The following is a 24,628-nucleotide window of genomic DNA, read 5'->3' as shown; positions in this document are numbered from 1 at the left end:
TAGTTTACTATTTAATGATTAAAAGTTAGAATGAATATGAAGAAAGCAAATCTGATATGATTTGTTAGGCGATTTACTTTAAGCTATCAAACGGAGAGACTTTGACATTTCCTCTAAAGAAATCTATCTCATGGTTTACGAATGCCATTTCTATTCCTACGCAAAAAAATAAATTAATATCTAAAATAGGATTGATAACGAAAGGAAAAGGTACCGCATTTCTTGGTGAGTTATTATTATTATTATATAATAAAAAGGAAGCAAAACCTACTACTTCATCTTTTTCAGTGAAGACCTTTACTAAAGAGAATACTACCAAATTATACATTCATTTCAAAGAAAAACCAGAAGGCGTATATCATAATATTTACTATTTAAATGATCAAAATGAAAAGATGTGGTTAGGTAAGACTCCCGCGTAAGATTTTTATTTATCAAATATTCTTACAAAAAAAAGCATAATTAATTTAGAAGTACAATCAGAATTTTTTGGAGGAGCAAAAGGTAAAATAATCTGGAAAAGGGTGTGTTTACCTAAGTAGCTAAAGTTGTTGTTTAAGTAAAAAATATAATGTTGAGGTTGATGTCATTTTAGCTATATAATTGAAGAAAAACTACTTAGCGATACACAAAATTAAATCGAAAAAATACCTCAAGGTTGATAGTATATTATTTTTATAATTTACCTATGAGGAACTTCGTAAAAAATATTTTACAAAAGTTTTAGCTGAAGTATTTCTTTAAGGGTATTTCACTTCTATATTCATATAATTTATTTTAAACACTTGTTTTTTAGATAGTTATAGGTTTATTTTAAAAGAGTTTTTAACAGGCTATTTTGATCTGAAAATGAAATTGTTGATAACCCTGTTAAAAGCTTAAAGGGGTATATGTAAAATTAAGGTGATTAATTTTCGACCTTTACATCTCTCTTATTAACCAGATTATTAACTTTAAATTAACATGAAAATCACAGAAGTCATTAAAAGGGATTTTGCAACAAGACCCTTTCATTTGCACAAGATAACAAATGCCATTTTAAAGGCTATGACAGCTGTTGAACATGGTGGACCCAGTGAAGCTGAAATTATCTCTAATAATGTTCATTTAGCACTATTAGAAAGAAAGCAAGCTGATGTCAATTATATTCCTACAGTAGAGGAGGTTCAAGATTTCGTTGAGAATAAATTAATGGAAGGTGGTTACTTCGATGTCGCTAAGGGGTACATTCTTTACAGAAATGAACAAGCGCAAAGAAGAAAGTCTAATGTCTTCGAAAAACGTGTAAATCTTAAGCCATATGAATACCCTGCATTGTATGATTATGTATCAGCAATAAGACATTCATATTGGATCCATACAGAATTTAACTTTACAAGTGATATTCAGGATTTTAAAACTGGGTTGACCGATATTGAGAGAAATGCAATAAAGAATACCATGCTGGCAATTTCTCAAATAGAGGTTGCTGTTAAAAGTTTTTGGGGAGATATCTATCACAAGATGCCAAAACCAGAAATAGGTTCTGTAGGTGCAACTTTTGCAGAAAGTGAAGTAAGACATCATGATGCATATTCACACTTACTAGAAATATTAGGTTTAAACGAAGAGTTTAAAAACTTGAAGAAGAAACCTGTAATAATGAAGAGAGTTCATTATTTAGAGACGGCTCTTAAAAATTCTAAGAGTGAGGATAATCAAGAATATGCAGAGTCGGTTTTATTGTTCTCTTTATTTATAGAACATGTGTCTTTGTTTTCTCAGTTTCTGATTATTATGGCTTTTAACAAGCATAAGAATATGTTTAAAGGTATCTCTAATGTTGTGGAGGCTACTTCTAAAGAAGAGCAGATTCATGGCGATTTTGGTATCGATATTATAAATATTATTAAAGACGAAAACCCTACATGGTTCAATAAGGAATTTCACAGTACTGTACAAGAAATGTGTAAAGAAGCATTCTTATCAGAAAGTGATATAATAGATTGGATTTTTGAAGCCGGTGAAATTGATTTCTTGCCTAAGAAACTAGTAAAAGAATTCATTAAAAAGAGATTTAACGATTCTATCGAAAGTATTGGAATCGAAAAAATATTCGACGTTGATGAAGAGTTACTATCGCAAACAGAATGGTTCGATGATGAAATTATCGGAACCAAACACGGCGATTTCTTCGTAAAACGCTCTATCAACTATAGCAAAAGAACACAAAGTATAACCAGTGACGACTTATTTTAAATGAACGATTCAAAAATTAATTTAGAGACTAGCATTCAAGAAGAAGTAAAATTGAATGGTTCAGATGAACTTGTACAAGCTAGAAAAGAAGCCCTTAATAGCTTAAAGAAAGACAAAGAAGAAGGTTTTAAGTGGTTAAATGAAGATAGCCGTAACTTTTTAGGTTCTGGCTATTTAACTCCGGGAGTATCAGCAGAAACACGTATTCGTGAAATTGCAGATAGAGCTGAGAAAATATTGGGCATGCCTGGTTTTTCAGACAAGTTCTACGGTTACATGAGTGAAGGTTTTTACTCATTAGCATCGCCAGTTTGGTCTAATTTTGGAAAAGAAAGAGGATTGCCAATTAGTTGTTTTGGGTCTAACATATCTGATGACATGGGTAACATTTTGTATACGCAGTCAGAAGTAGGTATGATGTCTAAATTAGGTGGTGGTACATCTGGTTACTTTGGTAACATTAGACATAGAGGTGCAGACGTTAAGAATAATGGTAAAGCTTCAGGAGCAGTACATATTATGCAACTCTTCGAATCTATGGTAGATGTAGTAAGCCAAGGTTCTGTTCGTCGTGGTCGTTTTTCTCCATATTTACCTGTAGAGCATGCAGATATTAAAGAGTTCTTAGAAATAGGTACCGAAGGGAATCCGATTCAAGAACTAACTCATGGTGTTACTGTTACCAATGAGTGGATGCAAGAAATGGTAGATGGCGATAATGAAAAGCGTTCTATCTGGGCAAAGGTATTACAGAGAAGAGGTGAAATGGGGTATCCATATATCTTCTTTAAAGACAATGCCAACAATGGTGCTTCGGATGTATACAGAGAAAAAGGACACAAAATTCATGCAAGTAACCTTTGTACAGAAATTATGTTACCATCAAGTGACGAATGGTCGTTTGTATGTGTATTATCTTCTGTAAACGTTCTTCATTATGATAAATGGAAAGATACCGATGCTGTTGAAACAATGGTATTCTTTTTAGATGCTGTTATTACTGAGTTTTGTGAAAAATTAGAAGCTTACCGTGATTCAGAAAGTCGTGAAGATCGTCAAACGTTTATGTTTATGGAGCGTGCATACAACTTCGCAAAAGATAACCGTGCTTTAGGTTTAGGTGTTTTAGGATGGCATTCATTATTACAATCTAGAATGTTGCCTTTTAACAGTCAAGAAGCATATAACTTGAATAGTGAAATATTCAAAACGATAAAAGAAAAGTCATACAGTGCTTCAGAAGAGCTAGCCGATAAATTTGGTGAGCCTGCAGTATTGAAAGGTTATGGTAGAAGAAATGCAACTTTGAATGCAATTGCACCAACAACATCTTCTGCGTTTATCTTAGGTCAAGTATCTCAAGGTATTGAGCCAATATGGTCTAATACGTATGTAAAGGATATAGCCAAGGTGAAGACTACAATTAGAAATCCTTTCTTGGTAGAACTTTTAGAAGAAAAAGGAATGAATACAACTGAAGTATGGCATAGTATTCGTGATTTTGACGGATCTGTACAGCATTTAGATTTCCTTTCAGACTTAGAGAAAGACGTATTTAAAACATATTCTGAAATTGATCAGATGGATATTATCTATCAAGCAGCGAACAGACAAAACCATATTGACCAAGGTCAGTCGGTAAATATTATCGTTCATCCAGATATGCCAGTTAAAGAAATTAATAAAATTCACGTAACTGCATGGAAATTAGGTTTGAAGTCATTGTACTACCAACATAGTATGAACGCGGCACAAAAATTTAAGCAAAAGAAAGATTGTGCTAGTTGTGAGGCTTAAGCCTTTAATAAACTAGAAATAATAGTAAGATTTAAATCTGGTGTTTTAGAAAGCAAATAATGTTTGTTTAAAGCACCAGATTTTTTATGTTTTACTGGTCATAATTATTTTTTTAAATTTTGCTTTTTCAATTTAAATGAACACAGACTGTTTTAAAATAGTGCTAAGTATGTTAAAATATTATTTCGATTAAACCTTTTTATATTTTTAATGTCTTACACTTTAATCGTCTTTATAGTTAGCAAAATTTCTTCTACGACATCGACAACTAAGGTGCTAAAACCTTGTTAAATATAGCTTAAGGTATACCCAAAATTGGTGATTAGGTTTAGATTTGTTAGTAACCAAACTAACTTAATTCTTTTCTCACCACCTATGAAAACAAAATACATTGTTTACAGCATATTGCTTATAGGAATTGTTGCTCTAATTTTCTATCGTATCAATGCCAATAGCGAATTAGAAGCACCCAAATCTTCAACTGAAAACACTAGCGCAACAAGAGTGAAAGGGATGGTATTGCATCCGCAAAAGTTCAATGATAATATTTCATTATCGGGAACCATTGAAGCCAATGAACAGATAGAGATTAGAAGTGAGGTTTCTGGCGTTGTAGAGAGTATTAATTTTAAAGAAGGTAGTAAAGTGGCACAGGGTCAGGTGCTCTTTAAGGTTAATGATATTGAACTACAGGCGCAATTATCTAAAGTACGAACAGCCCAAAAATTAGCCTCTGAAAATGAACGTAGAGCTAAATTATTACTAGAGAAACAAGCAATAAGTCAAGAAGAGTATGAAATAGTAAGTGCAGATTATCAATCAGCTAGTGCAGAATCGCAATTGATACAGGCACAACTTTCTAAAACAATAGTGAGGGCACCATTTTCGGGCACAATAGGGTTACGGTCTATATCTAAAGGAACTTATGTAACACCAGTAACACCAATTGCTAAATTGGTAAACACCAGTAAACTTAAAATAACATTTTCAATTCCAGAGAAGTATACATCTCAAGTAACAGTAGGGTCTAATTTGACTTTTACAACATCAGATTCTAAAGCAACTTATCAGGCAAAAGTCTATGCTATAGAACCAGAGGTCGAGATAGCAACAAGAACCTTAAAGATGCGTGCAATTGCAGAAAATAAAGAAGGTAAATTATACCCTGGTACTTATGCCAATGTTATGCTTCCTTTAGAAAGTATAGATAATGCGTTAATGGTACCATCAGAATCATTGATTCCTGTGCAAAATGGTAAGCGTATATTTATTTCTGAAGGTGGTAAAGCAAAAGAAATAGCTGTAGAAATTGGAGCTAGAACAGGTAACGAAGTACGTGTTCTTACTGGTTTAAAAGCAGGTGATACCATTTTAACCTATGGGGTAATGGCGCTAAAAAATGGAACGCCTGTCACAATAGATTTTAGTCAAACTGAAACACGTAAAGCCGAATAATGAACTTATCAACTCTAAGTATAAAGCGGCCGGTTTTAACAATAGTAATGAACCTAACGATAGTTCTTTTCGGAATTATTGGTTACACCTATTTGGGAGTGCGTGAATTTCCATCAATTGATCCCGCGCAAGTCTCCGTACGTACTACGTATTCAGGCGCTAATGCAGATATTATTGAATCTCAAATTACGGAACCGTTAGAGAAGGCAATCAACTCTATTGATGGTATACGTAACATTACATCTTCTAGCGTACAAGGTTCAAGCTCTATTAGTATTGAGTTTAATTTAGATAAAAATCTAGAGGATGCTGCCAATGATGTTAGAGATAAGGTTTCGCAGGCCGTAAGAAGTCTTCCTGATGATTTAGACGCACCACCGGTAGTTTCTAAATCTGATGCAGATGCACAAAGAATTCTTTCGATGACCGTGCAAAGTGATGGTAAAAATATCTTAGAACTTTCTGATTATGCAGAAAATGTCATCGCTCAAAGAATAGAAACCATACCAGGTGTTAGTAGTGTGCAAATTTGGGGGCAACGTAGGTATGCTATGAGATTATGGATAGATCCTTTAAAACTTTCTTCATATGGTCTTACAGTGGCAGATGTGCAAAATGCATTATTAGCGCAGAATGTTGAACTTCCGTCAGGGAAGTTAACAGGAGATAATACAGAACTAACCGTTAAGACTATAGGTAATCTAAATACTGAAGAGCAGTTTAATAATATCATTATCATGGCAGATAATGAACGATTGGTTAGATTAAGTGATATTGGTAAGGCTACCCTAGAAGGGGAGAATATGGAGACCAAAATGAGTGATTCTGGTCAACCCATGGTTGCAACTGCAGTTATTCCCCAACCGGGTACGAACTATCTGGAAATTGCCGATGCATTTTATGAGGAGTATGAAAAGCTCAAGAAAGATTTACCTGAGGGCTTTAAATTGAATGTAGTTATAGATGATACCGTATTTGTTAGAAGAGCGGTAACAGAGGTTGCAGAAACCCTGCTTATATCGATTGTACTCGTAATACTAGTAATTTTTATATTCTTCAGAAATTGGTCTATGGCTATGAGACCATTAATTGATATTCCAGTTTCATTAATTGCTACCTTTTTTGTGATGTGGCTTTTTGGGTATTCAATCAATGTATTGACATTGCTTGCTATTGTATTGGCTACCGGTTTGGTAGTAGATGATGGTATTGTTGTAACCGAAAATATATATAAAAAGGTGGAGGAGGGTATGAGCCCGATCGAAGCAGCTATAAAAGGTTCTAATGAAATATTTTTTGCCGTAATATCAATTTCGGTAACCTTAGCTGCGGTATTCTTACCTGTAATATTTTTGGAAGGATTTGTAGGTCGGCTCTTTCGTGAATTCGGAGTAGTACTAGGTGCCGCCGTACTTATATCGGCTTTTGTATCACTTTCGTTAACACCTATGTTAAATGCATACCTAATAAAACCAGGGAAGCAAAAGCAATCAAAATTTTACCATATAACAGAAAAGTATTTCTTGAAAATGAATCGCTCTTATGCAGAATCATTAAGGGGTTTCATGCAGAAAAAGTGGTTGAGTTTTCCGATTTTGATAGGGTGTTTAGGCTTAATTGCGCTTTTCTATACATTACTTCCAAAAGAAACAGCACCTTATGATGATCGTAGTTTTATACGTTTAAATGTCAATGCTCCTGAAGGATCGTCTTACGAGTATATGGATAGGTTAATGACAGATATTACTGAGTTAATAAACGATTCTGTTCCTGAGAAGAAAGTTAGTTTGGTACTTACTTCGCCCGGTTTTGGATCTTCATCGGTTAACAGTGGTAGAGCTAATATTGCATTGGTAGACCCGAGTGAACGAGAGCGTTCACAACATGAAATAGCTAAAGATTTAGGACGATGGGCGAAAGCATATGTTGGTGGAAAATCGAACGTATCTGAACGACCTACGATATCAGTGAATAGAAGAGGAGGTCCACCTATACAATTTATAATTCAGGCACAGAATTTTAAAAAGCTCGAAGAAAGCATTCCAGCTTTTATGGCCGAAGCTGAAAATGATGAAACATTTTCGTTCGTAGATGTCAATTTAAAGTTTGACAAACCTGAAATTTATGTAACCATTGATCGAGAAAAAGCAGAGACTTTAGGTGTTTCTGTTAGAGATGTAGCACAAACATTGCAATTGTCATTAAGTGGACAGAGATTTGGATATTTTTTAATGAACGGAAAACAATATCAAGTCATAGGTCAGTTCGATAAGGAAGATAGAAATGCGCCAATGGATCTAACATCCATTTTTGTTAAGAATAAAGATGGATTACTAATTCAGTTAGATAATTTAGTTCAGACATCAGAACATAGTAGTCCGCCCCAGTTATATCATAATAATAGGTACATGGCGGCTACCGTATCTGCTAACTTGGCGCCAGGTAAAACTATTAATGACGGTATTGAAGCAATGGAGCGTATTAAGGATAAAGTTTTGGATGAATCTTTTACTACGGATTTAGGTGGAGAATCTAGAGATTTTGTGGAGAGTGGTTCAAATACTTTATTTGCCTTTGGCTTAGCGCTCCTTTTAATTTTCTTAATACTAGCTGCACAATTTGAAAGTTTTATAGATCCATTTATCATCATTTTAACCGTACCAATGGCAGTAGCGGGAGCTTTATTTTCGTTGTGGTTATTTGGGCAGTCATGGAATATTTTTAGCCAAATAGGTACCATAATGCTAATAGGTCTAGTAACTAAAAATGGAATTCTAATTGTAGAGTTCGCAAACCAGTTAAGAGAAGAGGGTCTCGGAAAAAGAGAAGCTATTTTACAAGCATCAGAATCTAGATTACGACCTATTTTAATGACTAGTTTAACCATTGCACTTGGGGCATTACCCATTGCATTATCACTCGGTGCTGCATCAACCAGTAGAATAGGTATGGGTGTAGTTATTATTGGCGGTACTATGTTCTCGTTAATGCTAACCTTATTTGTGATACCTGCGCTTTATATGTTGTGGTCTAGAGAAAAAGTAGAAAGACCAGAATTTAAAGAGCTTGAAACATATTAAAATGAACTACTTAAAATATATCACCCTCATATTATGTCTTTTTGTCTTCAATTGCTTTGGACAAGAGGTTCTTACAATGCAAGATGCTGTAAAGATTGCTGTAGAAAATAATTACCAAATAATTACTGCAGGTAATAATTTAAAAATAGATTCGCTATCTGTGAGTCCGGGTTTTGCAGGCATGCTACCCAGTATTGAAGCAACCATTGAAGATAATAATAGCATTCAAAATTTATCTCAAACCCGATCAGACGGTTCTCAGGTAGAACAAGATAATGCCAAGAATAACAGTCTAAATTACGGAGTAGCTTTAGATTGGACGCTATTCGATGGTTTGAGCATGTTCGCCAATTACGAACAATTAAAACAGAATAAGAATCTAGGCGAAGAAGAGTTAAAACAGGTAATTCTGACTAAAGTCGGCGAAGTTATGATTACCTACTATGACTTAGTACAGCAACAGCAGCAATTATCTGCATTAGACAGCACAATATTGATATCTAAACAGCGGGTTGAATTAGCGCAAAACAGATTTTCTATTGGTAAAGCTTCTAAGCTAGAGGTATTAAATGCCAAAGTAGATTTGAATACAGATTTAACTTTAATGCAGCGTCAAAAAGAGACATATGCCAATACAAAGATTGAACTTAACCGGCAATTGGCCAGAGATCTTAAAACCGAATTTAAGGCGATACCCGAAATATTTGTAGATCAGAGTTTGTTGTTGCCAGATTTGGAAATGACGGTGATTTCTAATAATCCGCAATTAAATGCACAAAGAATAAGTAAAAGAATAAGCGAGTTAGAACTTAAACAGATCAAAGCATCTAGATACCCAACTATTTATGCAACCACAGGTTATGATTTTGGTAGTTCAGAATCTAGTTTAGGTTTTACCACAAGTTCAGAATCTAATGGTTTTAGCTATGGTTTTGGAGCAACGTTAAATTTGTTTGACGGTTTTAATCAAAATAGAAATGAAAAGATTGGCAAGTTAGAATTACAAAATGCGACCATTGCCATTGAAGAACAAGAACAACAATTATTATCTTTATTGGGTACTACCTATCAAACCTATTTAACTAATATCAGTCTTATAGAACTTGAAGGTAATAACGAGGCTATCGCCAAAGAAAATTTAGATATTACAGTAGAAAAATTTAGAATAGGGATTATACCTACAATTGAGTTTAGAACGGCTCAATTAAATTACATTAATGCAAAAGTAAGATTTAGTAATGCTAAATTTCAGGCAAAATTATCAGAGATAATTCTAAGGCAATTATCAGGTGATTTAGAAATTTAAAGTACACTACATTCTTAAAAGGTATTACAATTAATAAATCATAATTAATTGAGAAAAGTAGTAGAACATTATTTTTTATGTCTCCGTTTACTTTTAATAAAATCAAGTAGTTTACCAGAAAGGAAAGTGATTACCAAACTTTTAATCGTCCCTTTTTGACTAAAGGCAGCTCCTAGTCCCTGTCTTAGTTGATGTGGTACTAAATCTGTTTTAGCGCTATTAAATTGTAGCTTAATGCTTTCCTGGGCAATTAGACGCTGAAGATTAAGAACTTTCAAGCGTTCATCTATTTCTTCAAAAGAATGGTATTGCTTGCTCATAATCAGTCAAAATAATATTTGGATAATTTTTTAAGTACAGGTTTGTTCAGCTGCTCTCTAAATATATAGAGCATTATTGCTAAGACTATATAAAACCCGGATACTATGATAAAGCCAATGAAGTAACTATTCATTAGTTCAGACAGCCATAAACAGGCTGCAAATGACAAAAATAAAATTGCAAAAAGACTACTTAAACCTATTAAGAGAAACTTTAATATGCCGGTAGCATTTTTTGACAAGACTTTAAAAATTTTAAGTCTATAGTATTCGTCACTATGTTCTAAATATGACCCCATTTCGGTTTTTAGCCCCATGAGGTCATTTTTGAATTCTTCAAAAGCCATAACTGCTATTTATGTAGTTGAGCGTTTTGTGCTTTTAATTCTTCTAATTTTTGTTCTAACTTATCAATGATATCATCAGCTTTATAACTCATCGTTGAAATAGCCTCGTCTAATTTTTTATCAAAAGCATCTTTCTGTTCATTAGCGGTTTTTGTTAGCTCATCTTTTGCGTGAGAAACTCTTTCAGCTATATCATGACTGGTGTCTTCAACCTTTCTTTTGATTCTATGACGTGTTTCAATTCCTTTATCAGGTGCGTATAAAATTCCTATTCCAGCACCTATAGCAGCTCCAGTTAAGATTGCTAATAAAGTATTTCCATTATCGTTTTGCATAGTATTAAATTTAATATTTCAAGATAAATTTAAACACTTAAAAATGCCTGACATATGATTTAAATCATATGCAAAAATTATACTAGCATAAACAGAAAAATAAAATTGCGATTACATTTCACTGAAAATTAGTGAAGTAGCTCATAGACCTGCTTTGCAATTTCTAATTCTTCATTTGTAGGGATGACTAAAATTTTAACTTTGGAATCTTCTGTATTTACTTCTCTAGTATTTTTTGATCTTAGCTCATTTTTTGAATCATCTAGGTGGAAATTAAAGTAATCCATATCCTTGCAAACTAATTGACGCATAAGGCTGGAATTTTCTCCAATACCTGCAGTAAATATGATGGCATCAAGTCCGTTCATTGTAGCAGTATATGCTCCGATATATTTCTTGATACGGTACGCATTCATTTCTAAAGCTAGAATACAATTTTTATTACCGTTACTAGCTTCCTCTTCAATATCACGCAGGTCATTAGAACTGGTAAGACCAAGCATTCCACTTTTTTTGTTTAATAAATCGTTGACATCACTTAAGCTATATCCTAAGGTATTCACCATATAATAAATGATAGAGTGATCGATATCTCCACTACGGGTGCCCATTATAAGTCCGTTCGAAGGAGCGAACCCCATACTGTGATCAATACTTTTTCCGTCCTTAATTGCTGTAATGCTACACCCGTTTCCTAGGTGGATTGAAATTAACTTTGTGTTTTTTTTATGTAGATAGTCATTTGCTTTTTCTGAAACATATTTATGGCTAGTACCATGAAATCCGTAAGCTTGAATTCCGTCTTTCTCATATAGTTCATTAGGAATAGCATATTTTTTTGCTTTAACAGGAACAGTGCCGTGAAAGGCGGTATCAAAAACTACCACTTGTTTAGCCGTAGTAAAGATTTCTTCTGCCATAACGATACCTTGCAAATTAGCAGGGTTGTGTAATGGAGCTAAACTGGAGAGCATTTTAATCTTACTCTTAACCTCTTCGTTTATTAAAGTGGTTTCTGTATAATCGCTACCACCATGAACAACGCGATGCCCAATAGCATCAATTTCTTTGGTACTCTTTAGTACACCTATTTCAGCATCTAATAAAAGTGAGGTAATTCTTTCTAGACCGGCTTTATGGTTTGCTATTTCATAAATTTTTTCAACTTTATTGTTATCGGTTCTATAGTTGGATATGGCATCTATACTACCAATACGCTCTATGGAGCCAACGCAAATAACCTTGGTGGAAGGCATTTCTAAAAGTTGATATTTTATAGAAGAACTTCCAGAATTTATAATTAAAATATTCATGAAAATTGGTTTAAAATCCTTCTGCTTGAATAGCAGTTATTATTACAGTATTAAAAATATCATCTACGGTACAGCCACGACTTAAATCATTAACAGGTTTGTTTAAACCTTGTAACATTGGTCCGATAGCCAAAGCACCAGTTTCACGTTGTACGGCTTTATACGTGTTATTACCTGTATTTAAATCAGGAAATATAAAGACACTAGCTTGCCCTGCAACTTCAGAATCCGGCAGTTTACTGAGTCCTACTTTCGCATCTACCGCAGCATCATATTGAATAGGACCTTCAACTTTAAGATCAGGTCTTTTTTCTTTAATGATTTCAGTAGCCTTACGTACACGATCAACATCTTCACCAACACCAGAAGCACCTGATGAATAAGATAGCATGGCTATTTTTGGCTCAATACCAAAGGCAGCACTTGTAGCAGCAGATGAAATAGCAATTTCAGATAACTGCTCAGAATTAGGGTTAGGGTTTATGGCACAATCTCCAAAAACGGTAACCCTGTTTGGTAGGCACATAAAAAATATAGAGGATACTATAGAAACTCCAGGTTTTGTTTTAATGAACTGAAGTGCTGGTCTAATGGTATGTTGAGTAGTATGTATGGCACCCGATACCATACCGTCGGCATGACCTTTATGTACCATCATAGTACCAAAATATGAAACATCTTCCATTAAATCTTGCGCCATTGCCAAGTTTACATTTTTATGTTTACGCAATTCAAATAGGGTAGTGGCGTAATCTAAAAAATGGTCAGATGCAGTTGGATCTATAATATTGATATCATTGGTGTCCAAATCGATATCTAATTCTTTAATTTTAGAAATAATCTGTTCCTTATTTCCTAAAAGAGTAATAGAAACAGCATCGGCATCGATCAGTTTTTTGGTCGCCAATAAAATACGTTCATCTAAACCTTCAGGTAAAACGATATGCTTCTTAGAAGATTTAGCCTTTTGAAGAAGGTTATATTGAAACATTCTAGGGGTTATACCTTTCGCTTTAAACGTAATTAGCTTTTCAGCCAATTCTTCGGTAGGTACATACTTCTCAAACTCTTGAATAGATGTTTGTATTTTTTCAGTGTTTTCAGCGTAAATACGTGGTCTAATAGTACCAATTTTATTGGTGACATAGAAAGTTCCTCTGGCAACCGATAGAATAGGAATAATATCAGAAAGACCTTCTATTAACTTAATAATAGAATCTTCGGGAATAAGACCACCAGTTAAAACAATACCAGAAAGACTAGGGTAATTTGTTGATATATTCGCCTGTAGTGCTCCTAATATAATATCTGCACGATCACCAGGTGTTATAACAAGACTATCGCTTTTTAAATGCGTCAGGTAATTACGTAATTGCATAGCGCCAACGCTAAAACTACCGACTTGGTTGTTTATATAATCTTCGCCAAAAAGAACTTTAGCATCTAGCTCTTGAGCGATCTCTTTCAATGTTGGGCTACCTAAAACATTATTTACGGGTATAGTACCTACCAAAATATCATCAGGCAGTTTTTCTTTTAATCCGTTAGAAACAATAGTAACATTTTCTGGTTGTACCTTGTTGGCTACAATAAGCAGCACCTCAACACCTTTCTCTTTAAAAGAGTCGTAAGCCATGTAAAGGTTGCCAACTAACTCATCTAAGGTTTTATTCTTTCCGCTTGCGAGAATTACTGCCGGAATACCTAAATTTTTAGCAATAAGCACATTTATATCCCACTCAATAATTGCACCTTCTCCAGAAAAATCGGTTCCTTCCACTAAAACAAAATCGAATTTATTTTCAATGGTTTTATACTTGTGTATAATATGCCCTACAATTTCGTCGTCTTTGTCCTGGTTCTTTAATTGAACCACTTGGCTACGCGTATATGCATAAGCCTCTTCTGGTTTCATATCAACATTAAAGTAGCTGAGAACAGTATCAATGTGGTTATCAGTTTTACCATTGGGCACATCGTCGATAATGGGTCTGAAATAGCCTACTTTGGCAGTTCTACCTAAAAGAAGTTGCATAAGACCTAATGAGACAATAGATTTTCCACTATTAGGTTCTGTAGTAACAATATATATAGCTTTACTCACGTGTAAAAGGGATTAGTGTTTAACAAATTTATAGGATTCTTTGCGGATTGGGGCTTACATTGTAAAAATCTGACACTTTAGTTTAAAGTTGATAATTCTAAAGTTGTATTTGAAGTCATGGTCTTTACAATTTTAATAATACAAGAAGCTTAAGCATCACATTTAAGGTGTCAAAAATAGCTAGGATACGCCTGCTTAAAAATGACATATCTCATATTATAAACATGAGATAAATCATTTTCACCTTTGTCGGTAACAACTACATTTGGTTCTATTAAAAATTGAAATTACCAAATGCCGAACGAAACAAAAACAAGTACTAATTCTTTCTTTTTAAGCGAAGAACGCGCTTTTCTTGATGGACCACGAAGTAGGTTTAAAGAGTTATGGTTTACGTTTAAGGTACAGTATCAGTTTATTAGGGCGTTTAGAAAACTACATTTTATTGGTCCGTGTGTTACCGTATTTGGGTCTGCCCGTTTTAAAGAAGATAATCCATATTATAAACAAGCAGAGGAAGTAGGTAAAGCTTTATCTGAAATGGGCTTTACGGTAATGACAGGTGGCGGACCAGGTATTATGGAGGCTGCTAATAAAGGTGCTTACTTAAATAATGGCTATTCTATTGGGTGTAACATAATACTGCCGCATGAGCAAAAACCAAATCCGTATTTACATAAATGGATAAATATTCCCTATTTCTTTATTCGTAAATTTTTATTGCTCAAGTACTCCTTCGCATTTGTGGTGTTGCCTGGTGGCATTGGTACCTTAGATGAGCTTTTTGGAGCCGTTACCTTAATACAGACCAAAATGATTCAAGATTTTCCAGTGGTTATTTTCGGAAAAGAATATCATAAAGAATTTTACCATCACATACAAACGATGGCAGAAAAAGAAAGCATATCTAAAAAAGATATGGACTTAATGTTCTTGACCGATTCTGTTGAAGAAATGAAAGAACATCTTAGAGAACATGCCGTCAAAAGATTTAAACTTATTAAAAAACCAATGCGAACCAAGTGGTGGTTTGGCGAGAAAAAGACAGTTAGAACTACTTAAAAACGTTGTTCAAATCTTAATGTTTAAGAATTATCAAATAAGAATACCACATGCTTAAAATCAATTATTATTTAAATAACCATTTAGTTTAAACTGAGTTTAAATAATAGTACTTATAATTTTATTAATTTTACTAACGTGAACAAACTGTTTTCCATACTGTTATCATCGCTCATCATGCTGCAAAGTTTTGGTGTGCATTATGATGATATTGTTCAGTTAGATGAATTAATAGAGCACGCTCAATTTCATAATGAACAATATGGCGATAATATGATTGTTTTTCTTTCTAAACATTATGGTGAATTAAAAGCGGATCATCAACGCGAACATCAAGAAGAAAAGAAAGATCACGAAAAGTTACCTTTTAATCATAATGGAACATCACATATTTGTGTTGCAGACATAATTTTCAACACGTATAAATCAGAATTAAACGAAGTAGATTTTTCAGATTATACAGACGCAAATTTCTATTACCAAGCACCATCTTCTTCATTACACTCGCAAGGCATTTTACAGCCGCCCCGCATTTCATAATACAATCGATTTTTTAATTTATTAGTTCAGATTCATGTTTATGAATTTGAGCGCTTCACATTGATTTATATGAAAAGATGCTATCACATATCATTAATTTCAGTTTAAAGAATAAGCTTATTATTCTTCTATCTACCGTATTTATTATTGGGTACGGTTTATTTGCACTTTCACAAATACCTATTGGGGCTGTACCGGATGTTACCAATAATCAGGTTCAGGTAATTACAACATCACGTAATTTATCTACACAAGATATGGAGCAATTCATAACATATCCGGTAGAACTTGAAATGGCGAACTTACCGGGAGTCAAAGAAATTCGTTCAGTATCTAAGTTTGGGTTGTCTGTTGTTACTATAGTTTTTGAAGATGATTTAGGTACATATTTGCCTAGACAGCTTATTGCCGAGAAAATTGCTTCTGCTTCAGAGAAAATACCTGCAGGTTTAGGTACGCCACAAATGGGACCTATTACAACTGGGCTGGGTGAAATTTATCAATACGTTTTAGAAGTAGAACCAGAGTACAAAAATGAATACACGTCTACTGAATTAAGGACCATACAAGATTGGATTGTAAAACGCCAATTATCCGGTATACCCGGTGTAGTAGAGGTCAACACCTGGGGCGGATTTCTAAAACAATACGAAGTTGCTATAAATACTCAAAAACTCAATGCTATGAATATCACAGCTAGTGATGTTTTTAAAGCGTTGGAAACTAACAATAGTGTTTCGGGTGGCGGGTATATTGAAAAGGTAAATCAGGCATTCTTTATTCGCGGCGAGGGATTGATCTCATCACTTGAGGATATTCGAAATATTGTTATCACCACTAAAGGTGGATTACCCATTTATATTAAAGATGTAGCTACAGTTGACTTTGGTAGCGCAGTTCGTTTTGGTGCTATTACTGGTAATGGCGAAGGCGAGAAGGTACTGGGTCAAGTAATGATGTTGAAAGATGCAAACTCTAAAAAAGTAATTGAAGCGGTAAAAGAACGCGTTGCAGAAATTTCAACTTCGTTACCAAAAGGCGTTTATATTAATCCGTTTTTAGAACGAAGCGAGCTTATTACAAAAACTACATTTACGATAAGCGAGAATTTGATACTAGGGTGTTTAATTGTCATTTTTGTAGTGGTATTACTGCTCGGTAATTTTAGGTCAGGTTTGGTAGTCGCATCTGTAATTCCGCTGTGTTTGTTATTCGCATTATCACTCATGTACATATTTGGTGTAGATGCCAATTTGATGAGCTTAGGGGCTATAGATTTCGGTATTATTATAGATGGTGCCGTAATTATTGTAGAATTTATAGCCTTTGAAATCACAAGAAAACAGCAAGAAATAAATGCTTTGCACAAAACAGAACAGCAGCAGCTAAAAGATAAAATTACATTTAATGGAGCTTCTAAAATGATGAATTCTGCCATTTTTGGGCAGTTGATTATACTAATCGTTTTTATTCCCATTTTATCATTGAGCGGAGTAGAAGGTAAAATGTTTAAACCTATGGCATTGACTTTTAGTTTCGCATTAGTTGGGGCAATGATTTTGTGTTTTACTTATGTGCCTGTTGCAGCATCAATCTTTTTAAAACCATTGAAAGAGTCGGACAAGAACATATCTGTTCGTTTAATGAAATGGTTGAATAAGAAATATGAGCCTATTGTAAACTGGGCATTACAAAGCAAGAAGGTTGTTCTGGGCATTGCGGCAATACTGCTAATTGGAGCAACAATTTTATATACGACTATGGGCGGCGAGTTTGTACCAACTTTAGATGAAGGTGATTTTGTAATTCAACCCGTATTAAAAACAGGAACCTCATTAAGTAAAACTGTTGAAATTACGACTGAGATAGAGAAGATTTTACTAGATAATTTTCCAGAGGTTCAGCAGGTAGTCACTAGAATTGGAGCTGCCGAGGTACCAACCGATCCCATGTCTATGGAAGAAAGTGATGTCATAATAAAGTTGGCACCGAAAGGGGAGTGGACAAGTGCAAAATCTAAAGATAAGCTAGCCGATAAATTCAAAGAGGCACTAGCCATTATTCCAGGTATGGAAGTAGAATTTACGCAACCTATAGAGATGCGTTTTAATGAACTAATTACAGGTGTTCGTGCAGATATTGCTATAAAGATTTTCGGTCCTGATTTAGATGTTTTGGCTAATAAAGGAAATGAAATTGGCGCATTAATTAAAGACGTTGAAGGAGCTGCAGATATTAGTGTAGAGAAAATAGCAGGATTACCCGAAATGAGTGTTGATTATGACCGCGCAAAAATTGCTCGATTCGGATTAAATATTCAAGAACTGAACGATATGGTTTCTATGGGATTTGCCGGTAAGACTGCCGGTAATGTTTTTGAAGGAGAAAAACGGTTCGATTTAGTCGTGCGATTAGATAAAGCAAAACGACAAGATATAGATGACCTTAAAAACCTGTACGTTGATTTGCCTGACGGAGGAAAGATTCCGTTAAGCGAGCTGGCAGATATCACGTATAAAAAAGGTGCTGCAAAAATATCAAGAGATGATACCAAGAGAAGAACAGTGGTAGGTGTAAATGTTCGTAATCGCGATTTACAATCGGTTGTAGATGATGTTCAAAAATTAATTAATGAAAATGTAAAATTACCAACAGGGTATACCATTACCTATGGCGGTCAATTTGAAAATTTACAAAGTGCCCGAGACCGACTTTTAGTAGCGGTACCTATAGCACTTGTACTTATTTTTGTATTGCTATATTTCGCATTTAAGTCGGTAAAAGAAGCCCTAATGATTTACTCGGCAATTCCGCTGGCAGCAGTTGGTGGTGTATTGTTATTATGGATGAGAGGCTTACCGTTCAGTATTTCTGCAGGTGTAGGTTTCATAGCATTATTCGGTATCGCAGTATTAAATGGTATTGTTTTGATTGAACATTTCAAAGAGCTGAAAAAATATTCTTTTGAGAGTTTAGACGATTTAATAAAACAAGGTGCAAAAGATCGGTTGCGAGCGGTATTATTAACAGCATCCGCAGCAGCACTTGGCTTTTTACCCATGGCAATATCTACCAATGCAGGCGCAGAAGTACAACGACCATTGGCAACCGTGGTTATCGGTGGTTTGTTTACGGCAACCATATTAACTTTAGTAGTATTACCAGTGTTATATTCCATTTTCGATAAACATGAGAATTCAAGAAAGCCAATACCAAAAACTACTTTGCAAAATGGTATTGCTGTTATTGCATTACTTATTTCAATTGGCGTATCGGCACAAGAATCAAAAGGGCAAAATCTTGATGAATTAATTCCTCTTGCTATTGAAAATAACATGGGGTTAAAAGCTGGTCGGTTAAAAGTTGATGAATCTGAAGCATTGATCAATAGCGCATTTATGTTCAATAAAACCCATGTGTATTATGAATATGATGAGAATAACCTTGCCATAAATGATGTGCCATTAAAGGTATTTGGAGTTCAGCAGGATTTTCGTTTTCCAACTGCTTATTTTTCTGAAAAGAAAGTCAATAAGGTGAAAATTACTTTGGTGCAAAGCGAATATGATATACAGCGTAAAGCAATAACTAAAGATGTTACCAGAGGTTATTACGAGTATCAAATTGCACGAGAAAAAGTTAGAATGTATAAAAGGTTGGATAGTTTATATGCCAATTTTTCTAAGGTAGCAGCTCGTAGATTTGAACTGGGTGAAACCAATTATTTAGAGAAAATAACCGCCGCTTCTAAGCAGAGAAAAATTAATCTGGACTATCAGCAAGCTATTCAGGAAAAGTTTGCTGCGTATTCCAATTTACTGCAATTAATTCAGGTAAAGGATAGTTTCGTTATTTCTGAAGAAATGAACTTGAAAATTGACATTAATGAGGTAAATGTAGATGCTTCTCCAGAGTCTGTGTACTATGAGAATAATATGCAACTAATGGCTGCAGTACGTAAACTAGAAAAACAGCAACTATTACCAGATATCAGTTTAGCCTATTTTCAAGGAACAAATTCAGAATTGAACGACAATCTTTTGGGTTATCAACTAGGGCTAAAAATTCCGCTAATATTCAGTGGTAATGCCTCTAGAATCAAGGCATCTAAAATTGCCAAAGAACGAGCAGTAGCTGAGTCCGTCGCATATAAAATCCAGATAAAATCAAAGCAAGAAATCTTAGGACAGCAAATCCTTCAAATTCAAAATTCACTGAATTACTATGAGAACGAAGGTGCAGAGCTATCAGATGAAATATTGAAGACCGCGAACATCAGCTTTAGAAATGGTGAAATTGATTTCTTTCAATATATACAAAGTTTAGAAAGTGCCTATGATATAAAATTGGCCTATTTAGATAAGATAAAAGCGTATAACGAAACCGCTACAGACATTAATTTCTTAACATTATAAATAGGGACATCATGCAAAAATATATATTCAAAATAATAATGCTTTTCATGTTCATCATAATTTCAAGTTGTGGGGAGAAGGCAAATAAATTAAACGAGAATGGCACATCTGAAGTACAAACAGATGACCGAATTCAAATTACACAAGCACAATTCGATCAGAATAAAATGGAGATTGCTAGTATGACTGAAAGTGATTTTCCGGTAATGGTAACAACCTCTGGTATGATAGATGTGCCACCAGAAAATAGAGCGGTGGTAAGTGCTACAATGGGCGGTTATATTAAAACCACACCTTTGCTAATTGGAGATAAAGTGCGTAAAGGTCAGTTGTTGGTTACTATTGAGAATCCGGAGTTTGTATCCTTACAACAACAATACATGGAGGTCAACGGGCAGTTGGGTTATTTGAAGTCAGAGTACGAACGTCAGCAAACAATGGTAGCTGAAAACATAACATCTAAGAAAAGCTTTTTGAAAGCAGAGAGCGATTATAAAACTGGGGTAGCAAAATATAACGGACTTCGAAAGCAATTAATCATGTTGAATATATCACCTGAGCAAGTAGAAAAAGGAAATATAAGTTCGGTAGCTACCATTTTTGCGCCTATTGAAGGTAGTATTACAAGTGTAAATGTTTCAAAAGGTACATATGTTTCTCCCGCAACTTCAATTATGGAAATCATTAATAATGACCATATTCATTTAGAACTTTCGGTTTTCGAAAAAGATATTATGAAAGTAAAAAAAGATCAGGAAGTCGTATTTAGAATACCAGAAGCTTCAAATGAGGAATATATGGCAGAAGTACATTTGGTAGGTACCTCTATAGGTGAAAATAGAACTATAAAGGTTCATGCACATATAGAAAATGAAGACGAAGCTAACTTTCTAACTGGTATGTTCGTAGAGGCGAATATTATTACAGAAACATCAAAGCAAATGTCGCTGCCTTCAGAGGCTATTGCAGTAGTAGATAACGAGGCTTATGTATTGGTCTTAGATGAAAAAAAAGATGGTAGTTATTATTTTAAGCAAGTACCTGTCGAGATCTTAGGTAGTTATGAAAATAGAACCTCGTTCAGTAATTCATCAACTTTTAAGCAAGATGCACAATTTTTGGCAAAAGGTGCGTTTAGCCTGATAGGAGCGTAGCTTTAAAATAGAAGAAAAAAGAAAGTTATTGATGGAATAATTGACTTAGTACAAGTTAGTTTAATAAATAGATATGAAAAAATATATAGTATTACTGTTATTTACAGTAATTAGTGTTGGTACAATAACAGCGCAAGACTGGAATACAGATTTTACAACAGCTAAAAAGCTTGCCGAAACTAATGATCTGCCAATAATACTAGTTTTTCAAGGTTCAGATTGGTGTGCACCTTGTATAAAATTAGATAGGGCAATATGGTCTACAAATGAGTTTAAAGAATATGCAAAAGAGCATTATGTAATGTTGCAAGCAGATTTTCCTCGTAGAAAGAATAATGCATTACCAGAAGAGCAATTGAACAAGAATAAAGCATTGGCTGAAAGTTATAATAGGCAAGGGATATTTCCCTTTGTTGTGGTTATGAACGCCAATGGTGAAGTATATGGTGAAACCAGTTACAAGAAACTGACACCAAAAGAGTATATCGAAGAATTGAATTCATTCATAAAATAGATTGAAGAAACTAACTCTCATAGTATTATTTTTTTCTGTTGGTATGCTGTATGCTCAAGAGCCTTATAAGCGCACCGTTAAATTAATGGGCAGCCGCTTTGATATTACTGTAGTGGCTAAAGATCCTGTTGAAGGAGATGAGTATATCGATTTGGCCATCAACGAAATAACAAGAATAGAAAAGCTGATTTCTTCTTGGGATCCAAACTCGCAGACATCGGAAATTAATAGAAATGCTGGTAATAAGCCAGTGCAAGTTGATGTAGAATTATTCAATTTAGTACAACGTGGAATAGGTATTTCTAAGTTGACAGATGGGGCTTTTGATATTAGTTATGCTTCTATGGATAAAATTTGGAAGTTTGATGGTAGCATGACCGTTATGCCATCAGAAGATTTGATAAAGGCATCTGTTGCTAAAGTGGGTTATCACAATATCATTTTAGATAAAGAGAACCATACCGTTTTTCTGAAGTTAGCCGGAACGAAAATCGGTTTCGGAGCCATTGGTAAAGGTTATGCCGCGGATAAGGCAAAAGAGTTTTTGAAATCTAAAGGTGTAGTTGCAGGTATCATAAATGCATCTGGTGACATGAATACTTGGGGAAAACAGCCCAATGGTAAAGAGTGGAAGGTAGCTATTACTAATCCTATGGATAAGAACAAAGTCTTTGCTTTGTTACCTATAATCAATGAGGCAGTGGTAACTTCTGGTAATTACGAAAAATATGTAACCTTCAATGATATTAGATATACCCACATAATTGACCCTCGAAGTGGTTATCCGGCAACGGGTATTATTAGTGTTACCGTATTTGCTCCCAAAGCAGAATTAGCTGATGCGTTGGCAACATCGGTATTTGTTATGGGCATTGAGGTCGGCTTAAATAGAATAGAACAACTGCCACAGGTAGAATGTATTATTATAAACGATAAAGGAAATATTATAACTTCTAAGAATATAGAAATAGAAAAGTCATGATGAAGAAGTTTTTAGTTTTTACATTAATAGCGGCTTCTTTTAGCAGCTGTACAGTGTTGAAGGAGTACGAGAAAATAAATATTAATGATCCAGATATGGTTTTGCAAGATAAAAAGGTAGACCGCAATTTAACAACGGCTCATTCCTACAGAGAAGCTGCTGCAGGTGCAAACGGAGGAAAAACTGGTGGTGGCTGCGGTTGTAATTAATATAGGATTCAATTTTTAACAAAATGAAAATATTCAAAATAGCAGTTTCTGTAGCAGCATTATTCGCGTTTACGATAAACTATGCACAGCAAGCTCAAGATTCTGTAAAGACCTATAAAAAGCGTGTTTTAGAAACTACCGAGGTAGATTTTTTAACAAGTTATTATTCGCAAGATGGGGATAATGCTGCGGTAAGTGGCGGTTTAGGAACAGAAGACCTAACAGATTTTACAGGCACATTCGTAGTTGCAATCCCTTTAAACGATGACGATGTTCTTACCATTGATGCAGGTGTTTCAGCATATACATCGGCTTCTTCAAGTAATGTAGACCCTTTTGATGGTGGCGAGCCAGCTGATCCGTTTGTAGCAAGTTCTGGTGCTTCAAGTTCAGATACATGGACGAATCTTACAGGTTCGTATAGCCATAGTTCAGATGATAGAAATACAATCGTGTCAGGTAAACTATCGGTCTCTTCAGAATACGATTATTTCTCTTTTGGTCTCGGTGGTGGCTTAACAAAATTATTTAATGAAAAGAATACGGAGGTTAGTATAAATGCTAATGTATATTTAGATAAATGGAATGCTATATATCCATCAGAACTAAGACCTTTCGCCAGTGGTGCAAATGGTTTGGCGAATGGACTTTTCAGTAATAATACAATTACGGGGAATACAAATTACGCCCCTATATTCAATGAGTTTTCTGATGAATCAAGAAATTCTTATTCCGTTGGATTAGGATTTTCTCAAATTCTGAGCAAGAATCTACAAGGTTCACTGGCGTTAGATTTTATTCAGCAAGATGGCTTGTTGTCTACTCCGTTTCAAAGGGTTTATTTCAGCGATGTAGCAGATTCTTTTATAGATAATTTTCAATTGGCAGATGCCATAGAACAATTACCAGATACCAGATTTAAGGTTGCTGCCGGCGGTCGGTTAAATTGGTATATTAATGAAACGTTTGTAGTAAGGAGCTTCTATAGGTATTACTACGATGATTGGGGTATAAACTCCCACACTGCAAGTGTAGAGGTGCCTATTAAACTTTCAGATAAGTTTACGGTTTATCCATCATATCGATATTACCAACAAACTGCGGCAGATTATTTCTTTGGTTATGAAGAAGCACTTTCTACGGATACCTTTTATACGTCAGATTACGATTTATCAAAATACTCGGCAAACCAATTTGGGATGGGAGTTTCATACACAGATATTTTTACCAAGCTGCATATCTGGAAACTCGGACTTAAAAGTATTGATTTAAAGTTCTATAAATATGATAGAGATACTACCTTTAGTTCTAGCATCGTCACCGCAGGGTTTAAGTTTGTTATGGATTAAAATTTATGATGATTGATATATAAAAAGCAGGTCTATTGACCTGCTTTTTGTTTTTATGATATGGTTTTAATTTTGGCAACGTTCAGAATTAACCAAAAGAAATAGTTA

19 protein-coding genes are annotated in these 24,628 nt (G+C 34.6%); 14 read left to right on the top strand and 5 right to left on the bottom strand.

What is annotated here, in order from left to right:
- Positions 1 to 101: 101 nt before the first annotated feature.
- The 6 genes from Q0871_RS12565 to Q0871_RS12540 all read left to right on the top strand — a co-directional run bounded on the left by Q0871_RS12565 (position 102) and on the right by Q0871_RS12540 (position 9,876).
- Positions 102 to 422 (top strand): hypothetical protein, encoded by a 321-nt coding sequence (locus Q0871_RS12565; protein ID WP_299323971.1) that lies wholly within the window; start codon positions 102 to 104, stop codon positions 420 to 422.
- Between the two features lie 541 nt (positions 423 to 963).
- A complete protein-coding gene (locus tag Q0871_RS12560) occupies positions 964 to 2,238 on the top strand; it encodes a ribonucleotide-diphosphate reductase subunit beta (RefSeq protein WP_299323967.1) in 1,275 nt (424 codons plus the stop codon).
- Positions 2,239 to 4,035, top strand: coding sequence for a ribonucleoside-diphosphate reductase subunit alpha (locus tag Q0871_RS12555; protein WP_299323962.1), 1,797 nt, complete (start codon positions 2,239 to 2,241; stop codon positions 4,033 to 4,035). It abuts the gene before it with no gap.
- 375 nt (positions 4,036 to 4,410) lie between these two features.
- Positions 4,411 to 5,490 carry an efflux RND transporter periplasmic adaptor subunit gene (locus tag Q0871_RS12550; protein ID WP_299323958.1) on the top strand — a complete coding sequence of 360 codons (1,080 nt, stop codon included), beginning with the start codon at positions 4,411 to 4,413 and terminating at the stop codon, positions 5,488 to 5,490.
- Positions 5,490 to 8,570, top strand: coding sequence for an efflux RND transporter permease subunit (locus Q0871_RS12545; RefSeq protein ID WP_299323953.1), 3,081 nt, complete (start codon positions 5,490 to 5,492; stop codon positions 8,568 to 8,570). The genes Q0871_RS12550 and Q0871_RS12545 overlap by 1 nt, the downstream gene beginning before the upstream one ends.
- Before the next feature lies 1 nt (position 8,571).
- Positions 8,572 to 9,876 carry a TolC family protein gene (locus tag Q0871_RS12540; protein ID WP_299323949.1) on the top strand — a complete coding sequence of 435 codons (1,305 nt, stop codon included), beginning with the start codon at positions 8,572 to 8,574 and terminating at the stop codon, positions 9,874 to 9,876.
- 68 nt (positions 9,877 to 9,944) lie between these two features.
- Here the strand turns inward: Q0871_RS12540 and Q0871_RS12535 are convergent, their stop codons facing one another.
- From Q0871_RS12535 to pta, 5 genes are all read right to left on the bottom strand, one after another.
- The gene (locus Q0871_RS12535; protein ID WP_299323946.1) at positions 9,945 to 10,196 is read right to left on the bottom strand and encodes a DUF6327 family protein; all 252 of its coding nucleotides are present in this window, start codon (positions 10,194 to 10,196) and stop codon (positions 9,945 to 9,947) included.
- 2 nt (positions 10,197 to 10,198) lie between these two features.
- Positions 10,199 to 10,543, bottom strand: coding sequence for a phage holin family protein (locus Q0871_RS12530; RefSeq protein WP_299323939.1), 345 nt, complete (start codon positions 10,541 to 10,543; stop codon positions 10,199 to 10,201).
- 5 nt (positions 10,544 to 10,548) lie between these two features.
- Positions 10,549 to 10,878 (bottom strand): YtxH domain-containing protein, encoded by a 330-nt coding sequence (locus Q0871_RS12525; protein WP_299323934.1) that lies wholly within the window; start codon positions 10,876 to 10,878, stop codon positions 10,549 to 10,551.
- A 128-nt stretch (positions 10,879 to 11,006) separates the two neighbouring features.
- A complete protein-coding gene (locus Q0871_RS12520) occupies positions 11,007 to 12,191 on the bottom strand; it encodes an acetate/propionate family kinase (RefSeq protein ID WP_299323928.1) in 1,185 nt (394 codons plus the stop codon).
- 10 nt (positions 12,192 to 12,201) lie between these two features.
- Positions 12,202 to 14,295 carry a phosphate acetyltransferase gene (gene pta / locus Q0871_RS12515; protein ID WP_299323923.1) on the bottom strand — a complete coding sequence of 698 codons (2,094 nt, stop codon included), beginning with the start codon at positions 14,293 to 14,295 and terminating at the stop codon, positions 12,202 to 12,204.
- A gap of 294 nt (positions 14,296 to 14,589) precedes the next feature.
- Between pta and Q0871_RS12510 the strand changes: the two genes are divergently transcribed.
- From Q0871_RS12510 to Q0871_RS12475, 8 genes are all read left to right on the top strand, one after another.
- Positions 14,590 to 15,357: a TIGR00730 family Rossman fold protein gene (locus Q0871_RS12510; protein ID WP_299323919.1), complete on the top strand. Its 768-nt coding sequence runs from the start codon at positions 14,590 to 14,592 to the stop codon at positions 15,355 to 15,357.
- 177 nt (positions 15,358 to 15,534) lie between these two features.
- Positions 15,535 to 15,897, top strand: a complete 363-nt coding sequence (locus Q0871_RS12505) for a hypothetical protein (protein ID WP_299323916.1) — start codon at positions 15,535 to 15,537, stop codon at positions 15,895 to 15,897.
- Positions 15,898 to 15,974: 77 nt separating this feature from the next.
- Complete coding sequence (locus Q0871_RS12500) at positions 15,975 to 20,312, top strand: CusA/CzcA family heavy metal efflux RND transporter (RefSeq protein ID WP_299323912.1); 4,338 nt, start codon at positions 15,975 to 15,977, stop codon at positions 20,310 to 20,312.
- Positions 20,313 to 20,323: 11 nt separating this feature from the next.
- Complete coding sequence (locus Q0871_RS12495; RefSeq protein WP_299323907.1) at positions 20,324 to 21,466, top strand: efflux RND transporter periplasmic adaptor subunit; 1,143 nt, start codon at positions 20,324 to 20,326, stop codon at positions 21,464 to 21,466.
- A 73-nt stretch (positions 21,467 to 21,539) separates the two neighbouring features.
- Positions 21,540 to 21,980, top strand: a complete 441-nt coding sequence (locus Q0871_RS12490) for a thioredoxin family protein (protein WP_299323903.1) — start codon at positions 21,540 to 21,542, stop codon at positions 21,978 to 21,980.
- A 43-nt stretch (positions 21,981 to 22,023) separates the two neighbouring features.
- Complete coding sequence (locus Q0871_RS12485) at positions 22,024 to 22,962, top strand: FAD:protein FMN transferase (protein ID WP_299324769.1); 939 nt, start codon at positions 22,024 to 22,026, stop codon at positions 22,960 to 22,962.
- Positions 22,959 to 23,171, top strand: coding sequence for a DUF4266 domain-containing protein (locus Q0871_RS12480; RefSeq protein WP_299323899.1), 213 nt, complete (start codon positions 22,959 to 22,961; stop codon positions 23,169 to 23,171). Before Q0871_RS12485 ends, Q0871_RS12480 begins: the two co-directional genes overlap by 4 nt.
- Before the next feature lie 23 nt (positions 23,172 to 23,194).
- Positions 23,195 to 24,520: a DUF3570 domain-containing protein gene (locus Q0871_RS12475; RefSeq protein ID WP_299323895.1), complete on the top strand. Its 1,326-nt coding sequence runs from the start codon at positions 23,195 to 23,197 to the stop codon at positions 24,518 to 24,520.
- Positions 24,521 to 24,628 lie beyond the last annotated feature (108 nt).

It is taken from the genome of uncultured Maribacter sp., assembly GCF_947500985.1.
Taxonomy (GTDB): Bacteria; Bacteroidota; Bacteroidia; order Flavobacteriales; family Flavobacteriaceae; genus Maribacter.
Note: the sequence above shows the minus strand (reverse complement) of the source record. Positions and strands in the feature narration are given on the sequence as shown.